Origin of the sequence: Providencia alcalifaciens (genome assembly GCF_020271745.1) — a bacterium.
GTDB lineage: Bacteria > Pseudomonadota > Gammaproteobacteria > Enterobacterales > Enterobacteriaceae > Providencia > Providencia alcalifaciens_B.
On the sequence record NZ_CP084296.1, the window covers coordinates 3,741,106 to 3,757,513 of the forward strand.

A 16,408-nucleotide genomic window follows, 5' to 3' on the forward strand; every position below is an offset into this window, starting at 1 on the left:
ATTACTCTCCTGTACCTGCTGCTGCCGGTGTAACTTCGTTACGCATAATCTTGGCAAGGCTGCCATTGACATCTGTAACATAGAAATTGGTTTTGATATCGCCATTGTGACTTGCCGTGCCGATATCTTTACCCTTCGCAACGACGGTAACCGCATCACCAAGCGCTAACGTACTATCCTCTGCCATCTGTACGACAACTTCAGAGCCGTGAGGTAATGTCATTGGAGACAAATTTCTACCCGGCTTAAATTCATGGTGTACGCCAATCACCATCGCAACACCGAGAATTTTATCCGTTGCTGAAGTGACGTTCTTACACCCTTGAGCCACATTGCCCATCGCCACAAAATAGCCGCCCTTAATAGGCGTATCTCCAACATTGATATAAGATGGAGCAACAATGCCAGACTCACCAGCTCGTGCCACTTGACCAGCAAACCAGCGTTTTCCTAAATAACGATTTTTTCCGGTTTCCATTATTTACCCCCGAATTTTTTAGTGAAATTGCGCGGCTCTTCTGGCTTGGCATCGTTAAACAAATGCTTACCAATATCGCTGCGTGGTTTAGTTGACACCTGTAAGGCCACATACGCTGAACGGAGTGCCTCATCTGTCATGCTTTTAACTGCAGAGTCATTGAATACACCACGCTGAACTAATACCGCAGAGTGAATATCACGCTCTGACTTTGCATCTTTGAGATTCACTTTCGGGAATCGCGATTTCGCATCATTTAACGTAGTTTCGGTTGATTGTGCGTTTTTAAGACGTTCTAACTCATCTTTGAGCGAGTTATTCTCTGTCTCTAATTCCGTCACTTTGGCTTGTAGCTGCGCATTTTGCTCTTTCAATGTAGCAACATCATCATTAGAGCTGCCATCTGCATTGCCATCATTGTCATTTGGCCCCGCTTTCATTCCTTCGAGCTGCGCTTTTAATTCAGAAAGTTGCGTTAATACCTCCTGTGCTTTTGCAGCAGCTTCTTCAGTGCCTTGTCCGTTCAAATCCTCCAATGACTTCTCAAGAGCAGCAATCATGCCTACAATTTCATCGGCTGTTAGCGTGGCACCCTCTGCGTCATTAGCTCGCTTACCTTTAAGCAGGTTAACAAGGTCTTTTAATGTGTATGGTTTTTTCATTGCCTTACCTTTTTTGTCATTTAATCGGCATTCAGAGCCATAACGCCCATCAGCCACTACCGCAACATGATTGCCGCGAATATTGATTTGATATAACTGTCCTGACCGCTCTTCGATTTCAGCGGGTTCATACCCGACAGACACCTCTCTAACGTCTGTATCCTCTAATGTTTTGATTGCCAGTGCGTCAGTGATGTAAACGTCACAGACAACCTCATCACCATCAATTCGTACATTTTGAATATGACCTGATGATTTCTCTTTGTGATCCTGCGCAGTCACCTCTCCATCATCAGGATGAGTTAACGTGAGTGGCAAACCTTCAAAGGATTTAAGCGTTTCTGATTTTGAGAGTTCTGAGAGAGTGCGGATGATTGATATTTTTTTGTTGGCATCGCTGCCGGTAAGCCCAATTTCATGACCGTAATACTCAATCGGCCCTGCTCGGGTAATTGTCGCAGTGGTGACAACGTACCCCTGCGGTGTTTTTTTCCATGCCATTGATTAATCCCATGAGACGTAAGGGAGAGGTACGCATCGACAACCATAATCCTGACCAGGATTACCCTCGAATGCTCCAATTGATTTGCGCTTTTTCCAAGTCTTCCCCAAATCATCTGAGTAAACAGTAGGATCGGAGTATTTACACAGCATGCCATTCAACACAAAATGACTATCACGCTCTCGCTCATCACCAGCACCGCCCCACTCGTACAAGTCGAGACCAAGCGCACGACTACGTGATTCTGTAAATGCGGCGTTAAGCTTTGCTGTTTGGTCACGCGCGATAAACTTGGCACGCACTTTCGATACTTCGCCACGCTCTTTGATAATTGACGTCAGATTTTCATGACGCCCACCGCGAGATAGGTTCGTAAAAACCTTCTCACCAATCTCATTGATAAAATCGGTTTGAATCGACGTAATTAAATCCACATTCTCTTTTACCGCTTTATCCATATCCTCACGTATGGCGCCATCACCCAAAAGCCCTGAAAGGTCAATCCCAAAGGCTTGATTATAAATTCGCTGGGTTTGTTCTTTGTTTTGCTGATTAGCTCGGTTTACCAATCCAAATGACAAACGATTAGCAATATCAGCAATAGAAAGGTTGGCAACTTTTTGTATGGCTCGGGAGAGTTTTGCAGTAATACTGATCGGTGGTGTTGGTGAGTCATTTAATGTAAGGCTTTCCAGTTCGTTGATGACAATATTCGTCATCTCATCAATCACAGCGTAGAGCCGTTCTCGATACCAGACCTCTGCCCGTTTACTCTGTTTGATTGGTTGCATTCGCCGGCGGCGAGGCTTACGTCTCCCCTGCTTGCGCACCAAAAGTTGCTGAAGCTCCATTGTTGACCTCATTAGTTCCGGCACTGACGATAATAGACTCAATATCTTTTTCTGTTACCGTCGTGAGTAATCCTCTTGCGATCATTTCACGCAAGATCGTTTTCTCATCCAGAATATAATCTTGAAACAGCGTGCTAAAACCTGACGCATACGCAGTAAAACGAGTTGCCAACTCTGCTTCATTGATACTATCGATAGAGGGGTATGTATATTTTAGTTCATCCACAATCGCCAATTTATCGAGAATAAATTGATCGATAAAATCCTGAATAGGCCGTAAACGCGATTCCTGCCGCCCATTGATATCTTCGTAATAGGCTTTGTTGTCCTCTTCGCCAGAACTAAACCCTGTTGCTGATTGTCCAAAAAGGATTGATAACGGTCGACTTAATGCCCCTGCTAGCACACTAAACATTTTTGTAATCACATCCGAAAGACCGGCGAATTGAGCGTTCTTCTGTTCATATCGACCTTGAATCGATGAGTCCCCTGCATCAATAGCTAGAATGCCTGTTGATGATTTACCTTCTTTCATGATGCGTAAATAACTTAGAACCTTATCTTCCTGCCCTGCTGCTATTTGCTCATTCATATTTGGTATAAACAACACATCAACGTTAGCTTCTTGAATTGTGTCCCCCGTACTTACAATTGCAGTATCAAAAATCTTGATGGCTTCGTAGGAGGCTTGTATATCTGATGTGCCAAACTTACAGCGATCCTTGATGCTATGTTTACCCAACTTAATGCGATGGCATCGTGAATGGTGGAATTTCAGTTCACCAGTACCAATATCGATATGATAGATAATTGGTTCACCAAGATGCGGGGATTGAATATCACAAATCACTTTAGAGTCAGGGGTGTATTCTCCCTTACGTAGCACCAAGAATTTGACGATATTTTCATTTTGCAGATCAAGAGGTGACACTATTTGAACATCATCGCAATCAGTAATTGCAACAATCAACGCATCACCCAGCAAGGATGACCATGTTAGCGCATCATGTTTAATTTGATATGTGCCAAGTTTCGTTTCAATGTCCTCAATTTGCTGCTTTAGAGAACTATCAATATCACCAATAAATACACGGGGAACCTTAAGCATATCGTCAGCGGTTTTATTAATGTACTTCGCTACCACCCACGAATTTTCATACATCGCCATAAGTTCTTTATCAGACACTTTTGGTTTTTTATCGCTATAGATCACCGCTCCAATTTTTTCACCAAGCGATGTGATCATGCTGCTCAGGCTATCTTTCAATCGCCCGATAAATGTTGTCTTTGTCATATTAAAGGATATCCAGAGGGCTGATTGAATGCTTTTGATACAAATCACGCAATGCCTGCGTCATAGCATCCACTGTGTCGTCATTGCCAGCGAACGGGAATGTGGTAATTTCTTCCACTGTTTCTACAATCCACGGAGCAATATCTTTGTGCGGTAGCCACACATTTCCCGCTTCCCATTCCGCGGTGCATGCGTGGGCGCGTGCAATTTTGCTGCCATCAGGTTCAACAGGAATCAAGCCCGATACTGTAGATTTCAATGAGTCTATAACTGCTGGGCCATTGGCTTTATCTTCCACCAGCTTACGCCTACCTTCGGGAAATTTTTCTGCCAAAAGCTTCACTGCATCTTTCGTTTGAGTAAAGCTCATGCGTTTTCGAATTTGGTACAGTAGATACGCATTGGCACCTTTCTTGCCCCAAACCTGACCAACCACATAGTCGGTACCGTCGCTATCTTTAAAGGTCATATCCCAACTATGAATAACCTTGTCGAATTTTTCAGGCAGGTCTTTAGGTAAGTAATAACGAACAAATTCTTCATGGAAGATTTGCCCATCACCCGGCTTCGGTGATTGTTGATACATGGCAGACCAGAAGTAATCTCCAAGGATTGCTTTGGTTTCCAGTAGTTTGTCAATTGGGTGTAATTCTGGTACCAGCGCTTCACCTTGCTCGTTGATAGCAGGAAATGCAAGCACCTTAGTTTCAGGTGCTTTATCTTTTAATTGACCAGATAAGTCATCCGTCGCCCAGCGGGTCGCCATGATGATCTCGCCACTGTTTTTTGATAAGCGGGTCTTAAAGGTCGATACGTACCAGTTCCAAATCGATTTTTTAACTGTCGGGCTAAGTGCTTCTTTCGAGTTCTTTATCGGATCATCAATAATACCAAGGTCAACTTTCTTCCCCGTTAATGGGCCACCGACACCCGCACACACATAGCTGCCTTTGTGATTGGCAATACCGAACTCGTCAGAGTTACGTTTAACAGCAATGCCATTTTCAGGCTTGTTGCCTAACCAGCTCTTAGGAAACAAGGCACGATATTCAGCTGACATCATAATCCGCTGAACATCGGTATTCATATCACCGGCTAAATCAGAGGAATACGATAACGCCCCAACCCGCATGTTGGGGTATTTTCCAAAGAAGTAAGCAGGAAGATAGCGGGAAACAATATCAGACTTACCATGCTGTGGCGGTGCACCCAATATTAATTTAGGGCGCTTACCTGCCATCATATCAACCAAGAACTGGTCTAGCGCATCACACACCGTTTGAGAGAAATGGCTCGTGATGTATTCAGGGTTTATATACTGAATGAATTCATGCAAACTACGGCGTGCTATCTCCCTTTCGATCTCTTCATCAAATAAGCTGAAATCGATATCCATAGTCACACCTAAAATGTAATAAATAGCCCTTTCACCTCAAAACGACAGTGAAATGGAAAGTAAGTTTTTGATAACAAATTAGCAACAAATAAAAAGCCCAAATTCAAAGAGAAGATTTAGGCTTTTGTCGGTTTAGGGTGACATTTTAATTGAGTTGAAAAGTCGCAGGGCATGTAAGCACCATTATGTTAAATAAGGCTAGTTTTTTGATTTTTTTCTCAACTGCATGAGCTGTTCAAAACTCAAATGACTAAGGTCAATTCCTGTCGATTGAATAGGCCCACCATCAGCGCCGGTTATCTCAGTCTTGTTCTTAACCATCCCCAAATGCTGTGCAACCATTTTAAGCGCATCATCTTGATTACGAGTGATCACCTCGATACCAAACTTACCCTCTTTCACACCAGCGAATAAACGACGAGCAGCGCCAGTTAAATCGCGTGTATCATGAAAATGCGCACGACCAATACCAAAACCACTACAGCGAGGGCAATCAGGATTAGGATCAAGTGAATTGTCATAACCGTAACCGCCATTATCATTCGGTATCTTTTTCTTTTTAGCCCTAGCTTCAGTAATAGCATCCTCAAATTCTATCGCATCGCGCCACTGATAATTAAATCCGAAGCCCCAACAATGACGACAGCATAATCGGCGATATTCAGTTAGCTCATTTACGTCTGCAGTTGCAATATCCCACCACATTTTTAATACGGCATCTTGGGTTATTTCAGTCCGACGTTCTCGTTCTGCTAGCGCGTCCGCGATTGCTCTTGAAACCTTAGCATTTCTTAGCATTCGAGTAGCATTTACATAAGCTGTATTGCCCTCGCCTTTATAACCGGCTCGCTTATATGCAGCAGCTCGATTTAAGTCGATAAGATACTCATTGACGAATTTGACTTGTGAGTCATTAAGCCCGTAGTTGCGCACATCAAAGGTATTTTCATCATCGTGCGCATTATCTTGCTCTCTACTCTGCGCAGTTCGTATTGTGCTATTACATATAGGCTCTTTTGCACATTCTTTATCGTGAGCAGTGCGCAATTTCTTTTGCGCAGTTTTTTGCGCACTCTGCGCATTTGATATCTTGATGTATCGTCGCGCAGTTGCGTAATTGAGTCCCTGGTCTTCACACCACTCTTTAGGGGATATTCCTGATTTAGCATGGTCAGACAGGAACTGTTTTTGTAGCTCGCTCCAATCCGGCTTAGCCATAATGTTTCCCTCATAACAAATTAAAAAGCCGGCTCACTCGAACTGGCTTTGTGATTGGTTATTCCGCTACTTCATCGTTGAATAACGTTTTCTTTGTTTCCTGCACTCGTTGATAGACAAAGACCCATTACCTAAATATTGGCTCGATGTTTTTTAGATGTGTGTGCATGTGGTGCTCAGGGTGAAATGCGTACTACTGATTACAAACCTTGAATAAACGTAACCTTATTTTACCTTTGCTTTCGTTACGTGACCTTGGGATAGGTATATTGGCTCCATCGCAATAAATCCTTTTTTCATATAAGCCCCAATCCTTTCAGCCTCTAACCTATGGAGGCTATTTTTTTGTCATTAAAAATCCCCGCATTTAGCGAGGCTCAGATTTGTAACATCCGCTAAGGATTACTACCTTTTTAAGGTTGTTGCTATTAATGATTAACGTATAGTGACGTTGTATTCATGAAATATTATTCTCTACTTTGCCCCAGATATCGGGGCATTTCTTTAGCGTCAAATTTCACGCATTGCTAAAGCAAAATACATACCAAATTAAATCAACAAGTTAAAACAGGTACTCATATAGGGAAACCAACCCCATCGATAACCTTAACTTAGGAGATTTACATGGTACGAATTACTGAATTATTAATTAAGCTCGTTGCTGCCGTAGTTGTTTATTTGTGGCTACGGAATAAGAAACCAGAGCACGCCATCGCTCTAGCCGTTTCCATTCTTGACGCCTAACCTATCAACTTCAATTTCCCGCATTGCTTTCCTGTTAAAAATATACTTAACTAATAGGTTAATTTTTCATTGCATAAGAGGGAGTATCAATATATGTATACCAATCCAATTACTCTCTTAGTCATATTTCTTCCTATCCTTGTCTGTATCTTATTCATTATTGCTCAAGATAAAAAACCATCAGACGTAATGACTATTTTTTTGAAGTTCTCTATCTACTTGTTAAGCGCTCTTACTTTCATAAATTTATTTTTTTTTGCAAGAGCATTTACTGATTGGTATTAACGTAAACAGTCAGTTCTAATGTGGTTTTGAGTTACTTCTAGCCGCTTCAATATCTCGAATGGCTTTCTTGTCGAGGTTGCACTTTGCTATTGAATTCATAGCACCAACGAGTAGTTGCGGCATATCACCCCAATCCACGTTTTCAGGGATATTTGGCTGTTCACAGTCAGCGGTTAAGTGCGGGGGTATCGGTACTGGCTGAACGGGAATCAATACCTCTTTTGTACTTGTGCAACTCACTAACAACATCATCGGGCACAGCAGTATTAGCGCACTCATTGTCTTTGAGCACTGTTTTGATAACAGTCTTAACTTTGACATGTTCTGAGTCCTCTAGTTGCTTTGCTTTGATGTTATTGAGTGAAACTTGATAGTGAAGAGTTATTGCGGATTGGGTTACTTTGTTTAGTAGCTGGCTTGCGGATAGTTCGTTAGACTTTTTGTCATATTCAGCCTTTAACTTATCAAAGTCATTCATAACCCAGATAAGCCAGAACAACAAGATTGCGCAAGAAGCCATCAATACTTTAGTCAGTACGCTTAATTGCTGCCCCATCGTGCTTTATATCCTCTCACATCAATATGCGTGAATGTCTTGTAGCGACCAATGCCGTAGCTGTCAGGAAACTGAGATTCAAGATAATCAGCGACCATTTTCGGCGCCACATCTTTAATCTTGATATCTGCCGCCGTACCTAATAAGTGCTGAGATTTAGGAGCGCCACCTACTTTACTGTTGTGCTTAGCACAGCGACGACCGCTAACAATCACTACCGGCTTGCCAAAATGGGCGCGAACACCTTCAAGAATCTCAATTAGCTTTGATTCAACTTGTTTTGATCCACACCCGTCTTTACATGCAAATTCATTGCTATCAAAATGTTCACTTAATTTCATTTCTTCACCTTAGAAGTAAAAGGTCGCATCATCAGCAACCCGATTGATTTAGCTTTTTCTATAAGTTTGCTGATAACGACAATGGACATAATGTTGCCACCAGCAGAGAAAATAATGAGGAAGATAACGCCATCAAAAAGCACATCTGATGGTGCAGAAATACGATCACCAACTAGGGTTTCGTATATTTGATAAACCCAGCAAATAAACAGCGCGGTACCAACAATGGAGTCACTATGTTTTGCATACCGACAAAGAAACACTGTTATTGCAGACGCCAGCAAAAGAAAAACATCGACAGTTTCGAGTGGGTGACTGTCTACCCATAGCGAAATACTATTTAAGTAATTAAGGACGGTACTCATTAGCTACCTCCTTTATTTCGCCAATCTTTAATGGCTTGCGTGATACTGTTGAAGTTTTTATCTATCGAGGTAAATGTACGGCTAAATAATTTTTTGAGGTTATCTCTATTTGCTGCAAGAACGAGAACAGGGATAAGTAATGCCGAAATAACAATTGCCATTATTTTGGGGCTAATATCCCAACTCCATATCTGCGAAATAACATCGGAAGCCTCTTTAGCGATAAGGATCCCCGCACCAAGAGCTAAAATAAAATGAAGTATCTTTCTCCGGTTATTATCTCTGGATGCAATAACTGAGGCTGATGCTCCGATAATAGCTCCTAGCACGACGCCATAGTCGGCACCAATAAGGAACCCACCCATAGCACCGCCACCAGCAGCACCGAGGGTTATCCCTATTGATGTGCTCATAAATTATTTGTTCTCTATGGAATTTAGATAATAAAAAAGCTACGCATTGCGCAGCTTAGAATAAGTGCCAGTTGAGCGACTGGCAGCGCTTTTCCTTATCTGATCATTTCAAATCAAAAACATTCTGTAGGCTCAGAACTACCGTAGGCTGCATTGCTATATTTATCCATACGCATGACCTCTCCCGACGATTGCCTGTATTATATTTACTCAATGAATGACGAGCCAAAAACTAATAATTCCTGTTCTTTTGACAATCTCAATATAAAGACTTTAAATACCTATGAATTATAACTAGACTGGCCCCTTAGATCTCCAGACAGTTGGTATCACTTAAATTAGTGATAATCTTAATACTAGTTTTTAGACTAGTTCTTGGAGATAACATGATCGAGATATTAGGTCCTGAACGTAGAAAACGTCGTTCCCCACAAGAAAAAATGGCGATTGTTCAGCAAAGCTTTGAGTCGGGTATGAGTGTTTCCATGGTTGCCCGCCAACATGGCATAGCAGCAAGCCAGCTTTTCCTTTGGCGTAAACAGTATCAAGAAGGAAGCCTGACTGCAGTGACAGCAGGTGAACACGTTGTTCCTGCCTCTGAGCTAGCCTCAGCAATAAAGCAAATTAAAGAGCTACAGCGTTTACTCGGCAAAAAAACAATGGAAAATGAACTTCTTAAAGAAGCTGTCGAGTATGGCCGTGAAAAAAAGTGGATAGCGCTCGCGCCCTTATTACCCAAGGATGGAAAATAAGTTTAGTGAGTCGAACATTACGTGTGTCACGAGCACAGTTATACGTTTTAGCGAAACGAAAAAGTGATTGGAAGGATAAGCGAGGTAGATGCTGTCAAGATGATAGTGATGCGCTTGCTCGTATACATAATGTCATTGATAAGCTGCCTACGTATGGTTATCGCCGCGTCTGGGCAATACTTCGTCGGCAATCTGAGAATGAAGGTATCGCGATGATTAATGCCAAACGCGTTTACCGTCTCATGAAGCAATCCGCATTATTATTGGAACGTAAACCTGCAATGCCAGTCTCAACGCGTGCTCATACAGGAAAAGTATCGGTGAATGAAAGCAACCAACGTTGGTGTTCAGATGGTTTTGAGTTCCGATGTGATAATGGTGAAAAACTGCGCGTCACGTTCGCTTTAGACTGTTGTGATCGCGAAGCCCTGCATTGGGCAGCTAGCACGGGAGGCTTCGACAGTGAAACCGTGCAAGATGTCATGTTAGGCGCTGTGGAGAATCGCTTCGGTAACGAGTTACCCTCAAAGTCAGTTGAGTGGTTGACAGACAACGGTTCAGCATATCGAGCCCATGAAACACGGAGGTTCGCTAAACAAATTGGCCTATCACCGAGACATACGGCGGTACGGAGTCCACAAAGTAATGGAATAGCAGAAAGCTTTGTAAAAATCATGAAGCGTGACTACATAAGTCTCATGTCAAAACCGAACGGATTAACGGCAGTGAAGAATCTTGCGGCAGCCTTCGAGCATTATAATGAATGGCATCCCCACAGTGCACTGGGTTATCGTTCACCGCGAGAGTACCTGCGGCGTCGAACCCATAATGCAATAAGTGATAAAAAGTGTCTGGAAATATAGGGTCAAATACAATAACTAAGGAAATCATATGAATAAAAAAGCTTTGTACTTCATAGGGGCAGTTATTGCTCTTAGTGGATGTAGTTATAAAAATGAATTTTCTGGCGTAGACAAATCTCACTGCGATACTATTTATAATGAATTTAAAACATCTTTTGATTCCGCAGATGCTTGTATTGATGAGAATTTATCTAAGCTGTATAACGCAGGAACAAATCAGGAGCTTCTCGAAGTTATCTATCACAAATGCAGAAAAGATCTGAACACATCGAATAAAGCGTATCTACATTCTATCTATTGTAAGATGGCGCAGGATAATAACGAATCTTATTTTACAATAAATGAGAGTATTTCTGAGCAAACAGAATACGAGTATTTAAATAGGATAGAGCAAGATACAAAACACGAAATTCTTGAAAAAATAATGAAGTACCGTTCTGAAAAATAAACAAAAAACCCAGCACATTGGCTGGGTTAATTCGTCACGGTTACTAAAACGGCAACTTATACGTAAATAGTGGATCATTGGCTCAAAGAAGTCAACACGTTCTTGCTATTATTTTTCTTTTTCAACTCATTTTCGCGTATTTTAAACGCATCATAGAGATGTGGGTATATTAAATACTCCGCATAAGCAATGATTTCTTTCGATTCACGTCTGCATGTAGACATTGAGGGTCTTCTATATTCAATTGTTCGATTTCTACGGACCATTTGCCGTGGTTGAGAGATACCATAATAATAACGGGCGATAGCACGATCAGAACTCACAAAAGCATAACGTAATAACAGCAATGTAAATGCGACCCTGTCTATATGATAAATTTTATCGACTACTTTGGTAATTAACATTCCGTCATCGTCATTACACATTTCCCTTTCTGGATAGTCGCGTCTTTCGACTGTTGCCATAAATTCAGCGATGATACTACTCTGCCGTTTTTCTAATCTACCGCTGTAAACCCAAGCGCCGAATTTGGATAGCCAACCTTGCAACCAAGCTTCTTGCTCAGCATCAAGTACAAGCCCATCAGAAATATTTTTTATACTCGACATGCTCGCAGCTCCATGACTTCTCTTTTGGTTTGTTCTAATAACTCGATTTCGGTACCGTGAATTTCTTGCCATGTTTTTGGCGCTGCATGAAAACCAGTATCGTAACTAGGTCTGTGATGAGGTGGACATAACGGTAAAACATCTTTATGGCTAGCTCGCTGCGCCATTCCCTGCCCCGTTCTTACATGATGGATTTCCGCAGGGCTTGCTCCATAGCCCATATTTCGGCAGCAAATACAGCCAAGTTCTGCTACATCTGATAGCCACTGTTTATCTTCTTTGGTCTTTGATTTGGTCATTGGTCTTGCCTCTAGGTAAAATCTAATAACTGGCCAGCTGCATTTTCAGCTGCTTCTTGTGTGGGGAATTTACGGAACAGAATGAAGTTCCAGAGTACATCGAGGGTTGATTTATAGAGTTCGCCAAAGGCTAAGTCATCCATTTTGGCAAAGCTGATTGATTTAGCAACGCGGCGCAAGCTGCCATCCGGCATTTCAAAGGTTTCGTAGTGACCAGATTGCTCAACGACCCAGTAGCGAAAGGCATCAAAGGATTTAGCGGCTGAAATATTGCGAGCGCGTTTCTGTGCTATATCATCGAGATAAACATCTGCGGCAGATTGGAGGGCATCATCATTATCGGTGTAGTGAGCGAGGAATTTAACGTAACCACGAACCAATTCTCTTTCTTCAGGCGAAATGGTACCGCCGGTTGGTTCCCAGTATTCATATCCTAGGTTAAGCAATGCGAAGTATTTACGGTGGAATCGTGGGTTTCGTGCCTTCTTAAAATCAGCATAAAGCACATCACCACACTTGATTTTTGAATGCAAAAAATCTCTCGCAGCTGGGTTAGCAGGTACAAGAGTATCGTTAGACATTTTGATAAAGCCATGCTGTGCCATACTTTTTCTCTCAGTAGACACAGCAAGTGTTTAGGGTTGGGTGTTCAGACCAATAGGAAAATTATACAGTAAATATGGTTATATAACCAGTTTCAGTTCATGCCATCCCTGTGTTATCCAACACTCTGAATCACCATCAAGACAGCATTCCTTTACTGGTAACCGTTCACCACATTTACCACAGCAACGGTTGGATAATTCCGCAATTTCGCGCGTAAGTCTTGTATTATCATTTCGTATTAGCATCTGAATATATTCACTTTCATCATATGGCTCACGCCCTGGTCTACGCAATGCACAATTACGCTTAATCATTTCATGTTCTTCAGATTCAACTTGCCACTGTGGGATAACAAAGCCAGCTTCACGTTGGCGTTTGCGTTGTGCAGCTTTGCGTTCTGCTGCTGATTTAGTCATTGGTCTTGCCTCTAGGGTGACATTCAATCATTACTACCCGCTGTGTGTCTCCATCAATAACAGCAATTAAGCTATCTGATGATTGGACGTATTCATCTAATTCATGGAGTGAACACTTGATATCCATAAAATTAAAACATCCATAAGTAACACTATATTGGTTCATAAATTCACCTCTGGGAGGTGTGCCCATGCGATTACATCAACATCAATTAAAGGATCGATGCCTCCACCAAATGCTTCTTTGACATACGGAGCACTTTCATAAAAATCATCATGCCGATCACGATAGCCAACAACCATACAATCATGAGTTTTAAGCAGTACACCAACATCTTGCGGTGGTAACTGTTCTTTGCACTTAGTCCATGCTTGAGGGTAATTATCTCGTGATGCTCTCCACACTAACCACATCGCATATTCAGCCATTTCACTAGCTTCTGGATGATTATCTTTAACCCAGTTTTCAAATTGCTGTCTTGATTGATCTATTTGTTTACTCATACCTTCATCACCTCACGCCAATGATTTAACCTATCTCTAAAAAATTCCCGATGTACCTCTGGTGCTTTTTCAATTTCCACCAGCACTCGCTCTCTGTTTATTTTTCGATGTTTCAGTTGCCGAATTAGCCGGCTAGCGAATAAATCAAGTTGCTCCAGTTCGCGATATTCTTCTGGCCATAAAGCACGATTGTGAGGAAGTCCATCAGGTAAATATTTACCTGACATAACTACCTCGGCTTTTGTGGTTTTAAAATTTGCTGATATGGCGCCCTAGTTCTTGCTCGCGCAGCTGATTGAATACGCTCAATGTGGCATGGTGTATGATCCAAACCATCATCAAGTAATATGGGGTGATTGCTCCGGACGAGTGACTCGCCGGTGATTGGGTCTTTAACTGTCATGGTCTTGCCTCTAATTACAATTCAATGGCTTGGTCGAGCCGAAATAATCACTTAAAACTCTTGTAGTTCTTGTTGCCCTTTTTTGACATATGAGCGGCTATTTACTTGCCCCTTCATCGCCAATCGCTCAGCTTCACCTTGGCTGATATTTTTGATGTATGAATCTACCAGTTGCCCATAAGCTGTGCCTGTATTACCGTCACGGTTTAAACGTAAAATAATCTCCATTAGTGAACTGTCTGCATTTTTGTTATAGACCGCATCGCGGTATAAGCCAATCCATACATCACAGTCTTGCTCTATCTGACCTGTATCGCGACTATCTGCGGCGGTAGGTCGTTTATCAGCTCTCTCTTCCAGCTTTCGGTTTAACTGGGTAAGAAGCAGCACCACACAGTCCATTTCTTTAGCTAAGTTTTTTAAGCCGGTTGTAATGTCGCCATAGGCAATATCACGGCGCTCTGCATTGCCCGCCTTAATTAAGGTTAAATAATCGACGGCAATTAACCCTACCTGCCCTTTGATTCGTTTTATTTTGCGGCATTCTGAAATAATGTGGTTCAGATCAACGCCCGGAGTGCTGTCGATGTACATATTCGACTCTGCAATTTCTTCAGCTCTAGCCAGTGCTCGAGCCATTTCCATTTCATCATGTGCGCCAGTGTAAAAAATATCTGAAGATACTCCTCCCTCTTGGGCGATCATCCGTTCAATGATCCCTCTGTCTGTCATTTCCAGACTAAACAACAGCGTGGGTAGTCGATGATTTAGCGCAAAATGAGTCGCTACACGATTGTAGAATGCAGTTTTACCCATTTTAGGTCTGGCACCAACGACGACTAAAGAACCTCGTAGCGCTTGTTTGGGTGCCATTATGCTATCAAGTGATTCTATCCCTAAAGTAAAACCAACCGCATTCTGAGGATCATCAAAACGACGTTCAACCTCACTAATCCAATCACCAACAACATCACGGGCAGATCTTAAACCTTTTCGCTTCCCATTTTTGGCATGCTCGATGATGCTAGAAACTACTTGCTGGACGCTTCCAAGCTTATCGCTGATGTCCATGCCATCATTTGTCATTAACATTTCTACGCAAGTATTTAGGTTATTAATGGCATATCGCTGGACCGCTTTGTCACGCACAATGCGAGCATAATTAACTATGTTAGCGGCTGAAGGTATCCGACAAAGCTCAGCCACATATGCAAAACCGCCAACGTTGTCTAAATCACCATTCGCATTCAATGAGTCACTCACAGTAATCACGTCAGTTGGCTGATTGGTTTTAATCAATCTCACAATCTCAGCAAATATCCGATTATGTGACCATTGATAAAACGACTCAGGCTTAACCAAAGAAATTACATGCTGTCGCTTGTCTTCATCGGTGCTGATCATTAACCCACCCAGTACAGCTTGTTCAGCTTCAAGGCTGCTTGGTGGAACAAATAAATTATTTGTCATTGGCACGTTCCTCCTTGACTGCAACGTAGCAACGCTCAGTGATCAAGTAATCCAAATTCTTACGGCGCCATGTGCCACCACGCCCATTGTCACGATCTTCCATCATCCACCGACAGTGGCTCCCAATGTACGATAAATAATTTACCCAGCGTTCCTGATTAAATTTAAATTTAACCCAGAAGCTTTTCAGTTTTCGCTTACGCTCATCAGTCAGAACTTTGACAGCTGGCATATCTGGTAAAATTTCGTGATATGAATCGATAATTTTTTCATAATGCAATTTAATTTTTGGTGAGGGTTTGTTGTCGTCAGGTTCACCTGACGTACCATCAATAATCTCTGTAGTAGTCTCTGTAGTAATCTCTGTATTTGTCTCACGTTTAGAAGTGGGGGCTGTCACTTCTGTATGTGGGGGCTGTCCCGTTTCAACGTACCCCCTATCACGTTTAGAAGTGATACCTGTTACAGAAACAGGTTCTTTTTTTGTTTGATTATTAATCAATGGGATAGAGTTTGTTATTTCCTGAATACATTCAACAACTGGCTCAAGAAATACCACATTGTTGCACAGTCCACTTACTGTATTTATGGTGCGAAATTCAAGCGTAATAACACCTTTTGCCTTCAACCGTTTTATCGCTTCGGTAACTTCCCGCTTTGTAAAACCAAATTGATCCGCAAATGATTGATAGCTACGTTGCAACTTATCGCTTTGAAACCGCTTGCGCCACCCTTGAAGTTCACCAGTAAACTCGTCCCGAATTTCTGCTGGTCGGTACCAGTAAATAATTTCTGAAAGCAATATGATCCCAATATTATCAGGCTTGCCACTTGGCATTTTGATGTGATGCCACCAGTTCGCAGGGATCACATTACCAGTTATGTTCATGCGCCCTATTTGATTAACGGTTTCTGTCATTAATAAATTATTCAC

Annotated in this window: 20 protein-coding genes; 2 read left to right on the top strand and 18 right to left on the bottom strand. The window is 42.1% G+C overall.

Features of this window, described 5'->3' with window-relative positions:
• Position 1: 1 nt before the first annotated feature.
• The 10 genes from LDO51_RS17350 to LDO51_RS17395 form a co-directional block, all read right to left on the bottom strand.
• Positions 2–478, bottom strand: coding sequence for a structural cement protein Gp24 (locus LDO51_RS17350; protein ID WP_225575549.1), 477 nt, complete (start codon positions 476–478; stop codon positions 2–4).
• Positions 478–1,641, bottom strand: a complete 1,164-nt coding sequence (locus tag LDO51_RS17355) for a DUF2213 domain-containing protein (RefSeq protein WP_225575550.1) — start codon at positions 1,639–1,641, stop codon at positions 478–480. Before LDO51_RS17355 ends, LDO51_RS17350 begins: the two co-directional genes overlap by 1 nt.
• A gap of 3 nt (positions 1,642–1,644) precedes the next feature.
• On the bottom strand, positions 1,645–2,505 hold the full coding sequence (locus LDO51_RS17360) for a phage minor head protein (RefSeq protein ID WP_225575551.1): 861 nt from the start codon (positions 2,503–2,505) through the stop codon (positions 1,645–1,647).
• On the bottom strand, positions 2,450–3,787 hold the full coding sequence (locus LDO51_RS17365; RefSeq protein ID WP_225575552.1) for a DUF1073 domain-containing protein: 1,338 nt from the start codon (positions 3,785–3,787) through the stop codon (positions 2,450–2,452). The genes LDO51_RS17360 and LDO51_RS17365 overlap by 56 nt, the downstream gene beginning before the upstream one ends.
• A gap of 1 nt (position 3,788) precedes the next feature.
• Positions 3,789–5,183: a phage terminase large subunit gene (terL, locus tag LDO51_RS17370; protein ID WP_225575553.1), complete on the bottom strand. Its 1,395-nt coding sequence runs from the start codon at positions 5,181–5,183 to the stop codon at positions 3,789–3,791.
• A 198-nt stretch (positions 5,184–5,381) separates the two neighbouring features.
• Positions 5,382–6,401, bottom strand: a complete 1,020-nt coding sequence (locus LDO51_RS17375) for a terminase small subunit (RefSeq protein ID WP_225575554.1) — start codon at positions 6,399–6,401, stop codon at positions 5,382–5,384.
• A 1,044-nt stretch (positions 6,402–7,445) separates the two neighbouring features.
• Complete coding sequence (gene lysC / locus LDO51_RS17380; RefSeq protein WP_196232789.1) at positions 7,446–7,751, bottom strand: Rz1-like lysis system protein LysC; 306 nt, start codon at positions 7,749–7,751, stop codon at positions 7,446–7,448.
• 219 nt (positions 7,752–7,970) lie between these two features.
• On the bottom strand, positions 7,971–8,327 hold the full coding sequence (locus LDO51_RS17385) for a D-Ala-D-Ala carboxypeptidase family metallohydrolase (RefSeq protein ID WP_225575555.1): 357 nt from the start codon (positions 8,325–8,327) through the stop codon (positions 7,971–7,973).
• Entirely contained in the window at positions 8,324–8,692 is a 369-nt protein-coding gene (locus tag LDO51_RS17390) for a hypothetical protein (protein ID WP_225575556.1), read from the bottom strand. The genes LDO51_RS17385 and LDO51_RS17390 overlap by 4 nt, the downstream gene beginning before the upstream one ends.
• Positions 8,692–9,105: a putative holin gene (locus tag LDO51_RS17395; protein WP_225575557.1), complete on the bottom strand. Its 414-nt coding sequence runs from the start codon at positions 9,103–9,105 to the stop codon at positions 8,692–8,694. Before LDO51_RS17395 ends, LDO51_RS17390 begins: the two co-directional genes overlap by 1 nt.
• A gap of 386 nt (positions 9,106–9,491) precedes the next feature.
• Between LDO51_RS17395 and LDO51_RS17400 the strand changes: the two genes are divergently transcribed.
• Positions 9,492–10,720 (top strand): IS3 family transposase gene (locus LDO51_RS17400; protein ID WP_225574958.1). Its coding sequence is split into 2 segments (ribosomal slippage): positions 9,492–9,807 and positions 9,807–10,720, totalling 1,230 coding nucleotides; the frame shifts between segments, so codons are not numbered across the junction.
• Positions 10,721–10,748: 28 nt separating this feature from the next.
• Positions 10,749–11,168: a hypothetical protein gene (locus LDO51_RS17405; RefSeq protein ID WP_225575558.1), complete on the top strand. Its 420-nt coding sequence runs from the start codon at positions 10,749–10,751 to the stop codon at positions 11,166–11,168.
• A 74-nt stretch (positions 11,169–11,242) separates the two neighbouring features.
• Here LDO51_RS17405 and LDO51_RS17410 read toward each other — a convergent pair whose 3' ends face one another.
• The 8 genes from LDO51_RS17410 to LDO51_RS17445 all read right to left on the bottom strand — a co-directional run bounded on the left by LDO51_RS17410 (position 11,243) and on the right by LDO51_RS17445 (position 16,408).
• Entirely contained in the window at positions 11,243–11,776 is a 534-nt protein-coding gene (locus tag LDO51_RS17410; RefSeq protein ID WP_225575559.1) for an antiterminator Q family protein, read from the bottom strand.
• Positions 11,764–12,075 (bottom strand): Ref family recombination enhancement nuclease, encoded by a 312-nt coding sequence (locus tag LDO51_RS17415; protein WP_225575560.1) that lies wholly within the window; start codon positions 12,073–12,075, stop codon positions 11,764–11,766. The genes LDO51_RS17410 and LDO51_RS17415 overlap by 13 nt, the downstream gene beginning before the upstream one ends.
• A gap of 11 nt (positions 12,076–12,086) precedes the next feature.
• Entirely contained in the window at positions 12,087–12,680 is a 594-nt protein-coding gene (locus tag LDO51_RS17420) for a DUF1367 family protein (protein WP_225575561.1), read from the bottom strand.
• Positions 12,681–12,758: 78 nt separating this feature from the next.
• Positions 12,759–13,097 carry a hypothetical protein gene (locus LDO51_RS17425; RefSeq protein ID WP_225575562.1) on the bottom strand — a complete coding sequence of 113 codons (339 nt, stop codon included), beginning with the start codon at positions 13,095–13,097 and terminating at the stop codon, positions 12,759–12,761.
• A 162-nt stretch (positions 13,098–13,259) separates the two neighbouring features.
• Positions 13,260–13,601, bottom strand: a complete 342-nt coding sequence (locus LDO51_RS17430) for a hypothetical protein (RefSeq protein ID WP_225575563.1) — start codon at positions 13,599–13,601, stop codon at positions 13,260–13,262.
• A complete protein-coding gene (locus LDO51_RS17435) occupies positions 13,598–13,828 on the bottom strand; it encodes a hypothetical protein (RefSeq protein ID WP_225575564.1) in 231 nt (76 codons plus the stop codon). Before LDO51_RS17435 ends, LDO51_RS17430 begins: the two co-directional genes overlap by 4 nt.
• Before the next feature lie 227 nt (positions 13,829–14,055).
• Positions 14,056–15,474: a replicative DNA helicase gene (locus tag LDO51_RS17440; protein WP_225575565.1), complete on the bottom strand. Its 1,419-nt coding sequence runs from the start codon at positions 15,472–15,474 to the stop codon at positions 14,056–14,058.
• Positions 15,464–16,408: a replication protein gene (locus LDO51_RS17445; RefSeq protein ID WP_423810946.1), complete on the bottom strand. Its 945-nt coding sequence runs from the start codon at positions 16,406–16,408 to the stop codon at positions 15,464–15,466. The genes LDO51_RS17440 and LDO51_RS17445 overlap by 11 nt, the downstream gene beginning before the upstream one ends.

Excerpts from the sequence above, each read along its gene's own strand:
- LDO51_RS17350 (WP_225575549.1), bottom strand. The coding sequence starts at position 478 with ATGGAAACCGGAAAAAATCGTTATTTAGGAAAACGCTGGTTTGCTGGT.
- LDO51_RS17355 (WP_225575550.1), bottom strand. The coding sequence starts at position 1,641 with ATGGCATGGAAAAAAACACCGCAGGGGTACGTTGTCACCACTGCGACA.
- LDO51_RS17360 (WP_225575551.1), bottom strand. The coding sequence starts at position 2,505 with ATGAGGTCAACAATGGAGCTTCAGCAACTTTTGGTGCGCAAGCAGGGG.
- LDO51_RS17365 (WP_225575552.1), bottom strand. The coding sequence starts at position 3,787 with ATGACAAAGACAACATTTATCGGGCGATTGAAAGATAGCCTGAGCAGC.
- terL (WP_225575553.1), bottom strand. The coding sequence starts at position 5,183 with ATGGATATCGATTTCAGCTTATTTGATGAAGAGATCGAAAGGGAGATA.
- LDO51_RS17375 (WP_225575554.1), bottom strand. The coding sequence starts at position 6,401 with ATGGCTAAGCCGGATTGGAGCGAGCTACAAAAACAGTTCCTGTCTGAC.
- lysC (WP_196232789.1), bottom strand. The coding sequence starts at position 7,751 with ATGTCAAAGTTAAGACTGTTATCAAAACAGTGCTCAAAGACAATGAGT.
- LDO51_RS17385 (WP_225575555.1), bottom strand. The coding sequence starts at position 8,327 with ATGAAATTAAGTGAACATTTTGATAGCAATGAATTTGCATGTAAAGAC.
- LDO51_RS17390 (WP_225575556.1), bottom strand. The coding sequence starts at position 8,692 with ATGAGTACCGTCCTTAATTACTTAAATAGTATTTCGCTATGGGTAGAC.
- LDO51_RS17395 (WP_225575557.1), bottom strand. The coding sequence starts at position 9,105 with ATGAGCACATCAATAGGGATAACCCTCGGTGCTGCTGGTGGCGGTGCT.
- LDO51_RS17405 (WP_225575558.1), top strand. The coding sequence starts at position 10,749 with ATGAATAAAAAAGCTTTGTACTTCATAGGGGCAGTTATTGCTCTTAGT.
- LDO51_RS17410 (WP_225575559.1), bottom strand. The coding sequence starts at position 11,776 with ATGTCGAGTATAAAAAATATTTCTGATGGGCTTGTACTTGATGCTGAG.
- LDO51_RS17415 (WP_225575560.1), bottom strand. The coding sequence starts at position 12,075 with ATGACCAAATCAAAGACCAAAGAAGATAAACAGTGGCTATCAGATGTA.
- LDO51_RS17420 (WP_225575561.1), bottom strand. The coding sequence starts at position 12,680 with ATGGCACAGCATGGCTTTATCAAAATGTCTAACGATACTCTTGTACCT.
- LDO51_RS17425 (WP_225575562.1), bottom strand. The coding sequence starts at position 13,097 with ATGACTAAATCAGCAGCAGAACGCAAAGCTGCACAACGCAAACGCCAA.
- LDO51_RS17430 (WP_225575563.1), bottom strand. The coding sequence starts at position 13,601 with ATGAGTAAACAAATAGATCAATCAAGACAGCAATTTGAAAACTGGGTT.
- LDO51_RS17435 (WP_225575564.1), bottom strand. The coding sequence starts at position 13,828 with ATGTCAGGTAAATATTTACCTGATGGACTTCCTCACAATCGTGCTTTA.
- LDO51_RS17440 (WP_225575565.1), bottom strand. The coding sequence starts at position 15,474 with ATGACAAATAATTTATTTGTTCCACCAAGCAGCCTTGAAGCTGAACAA.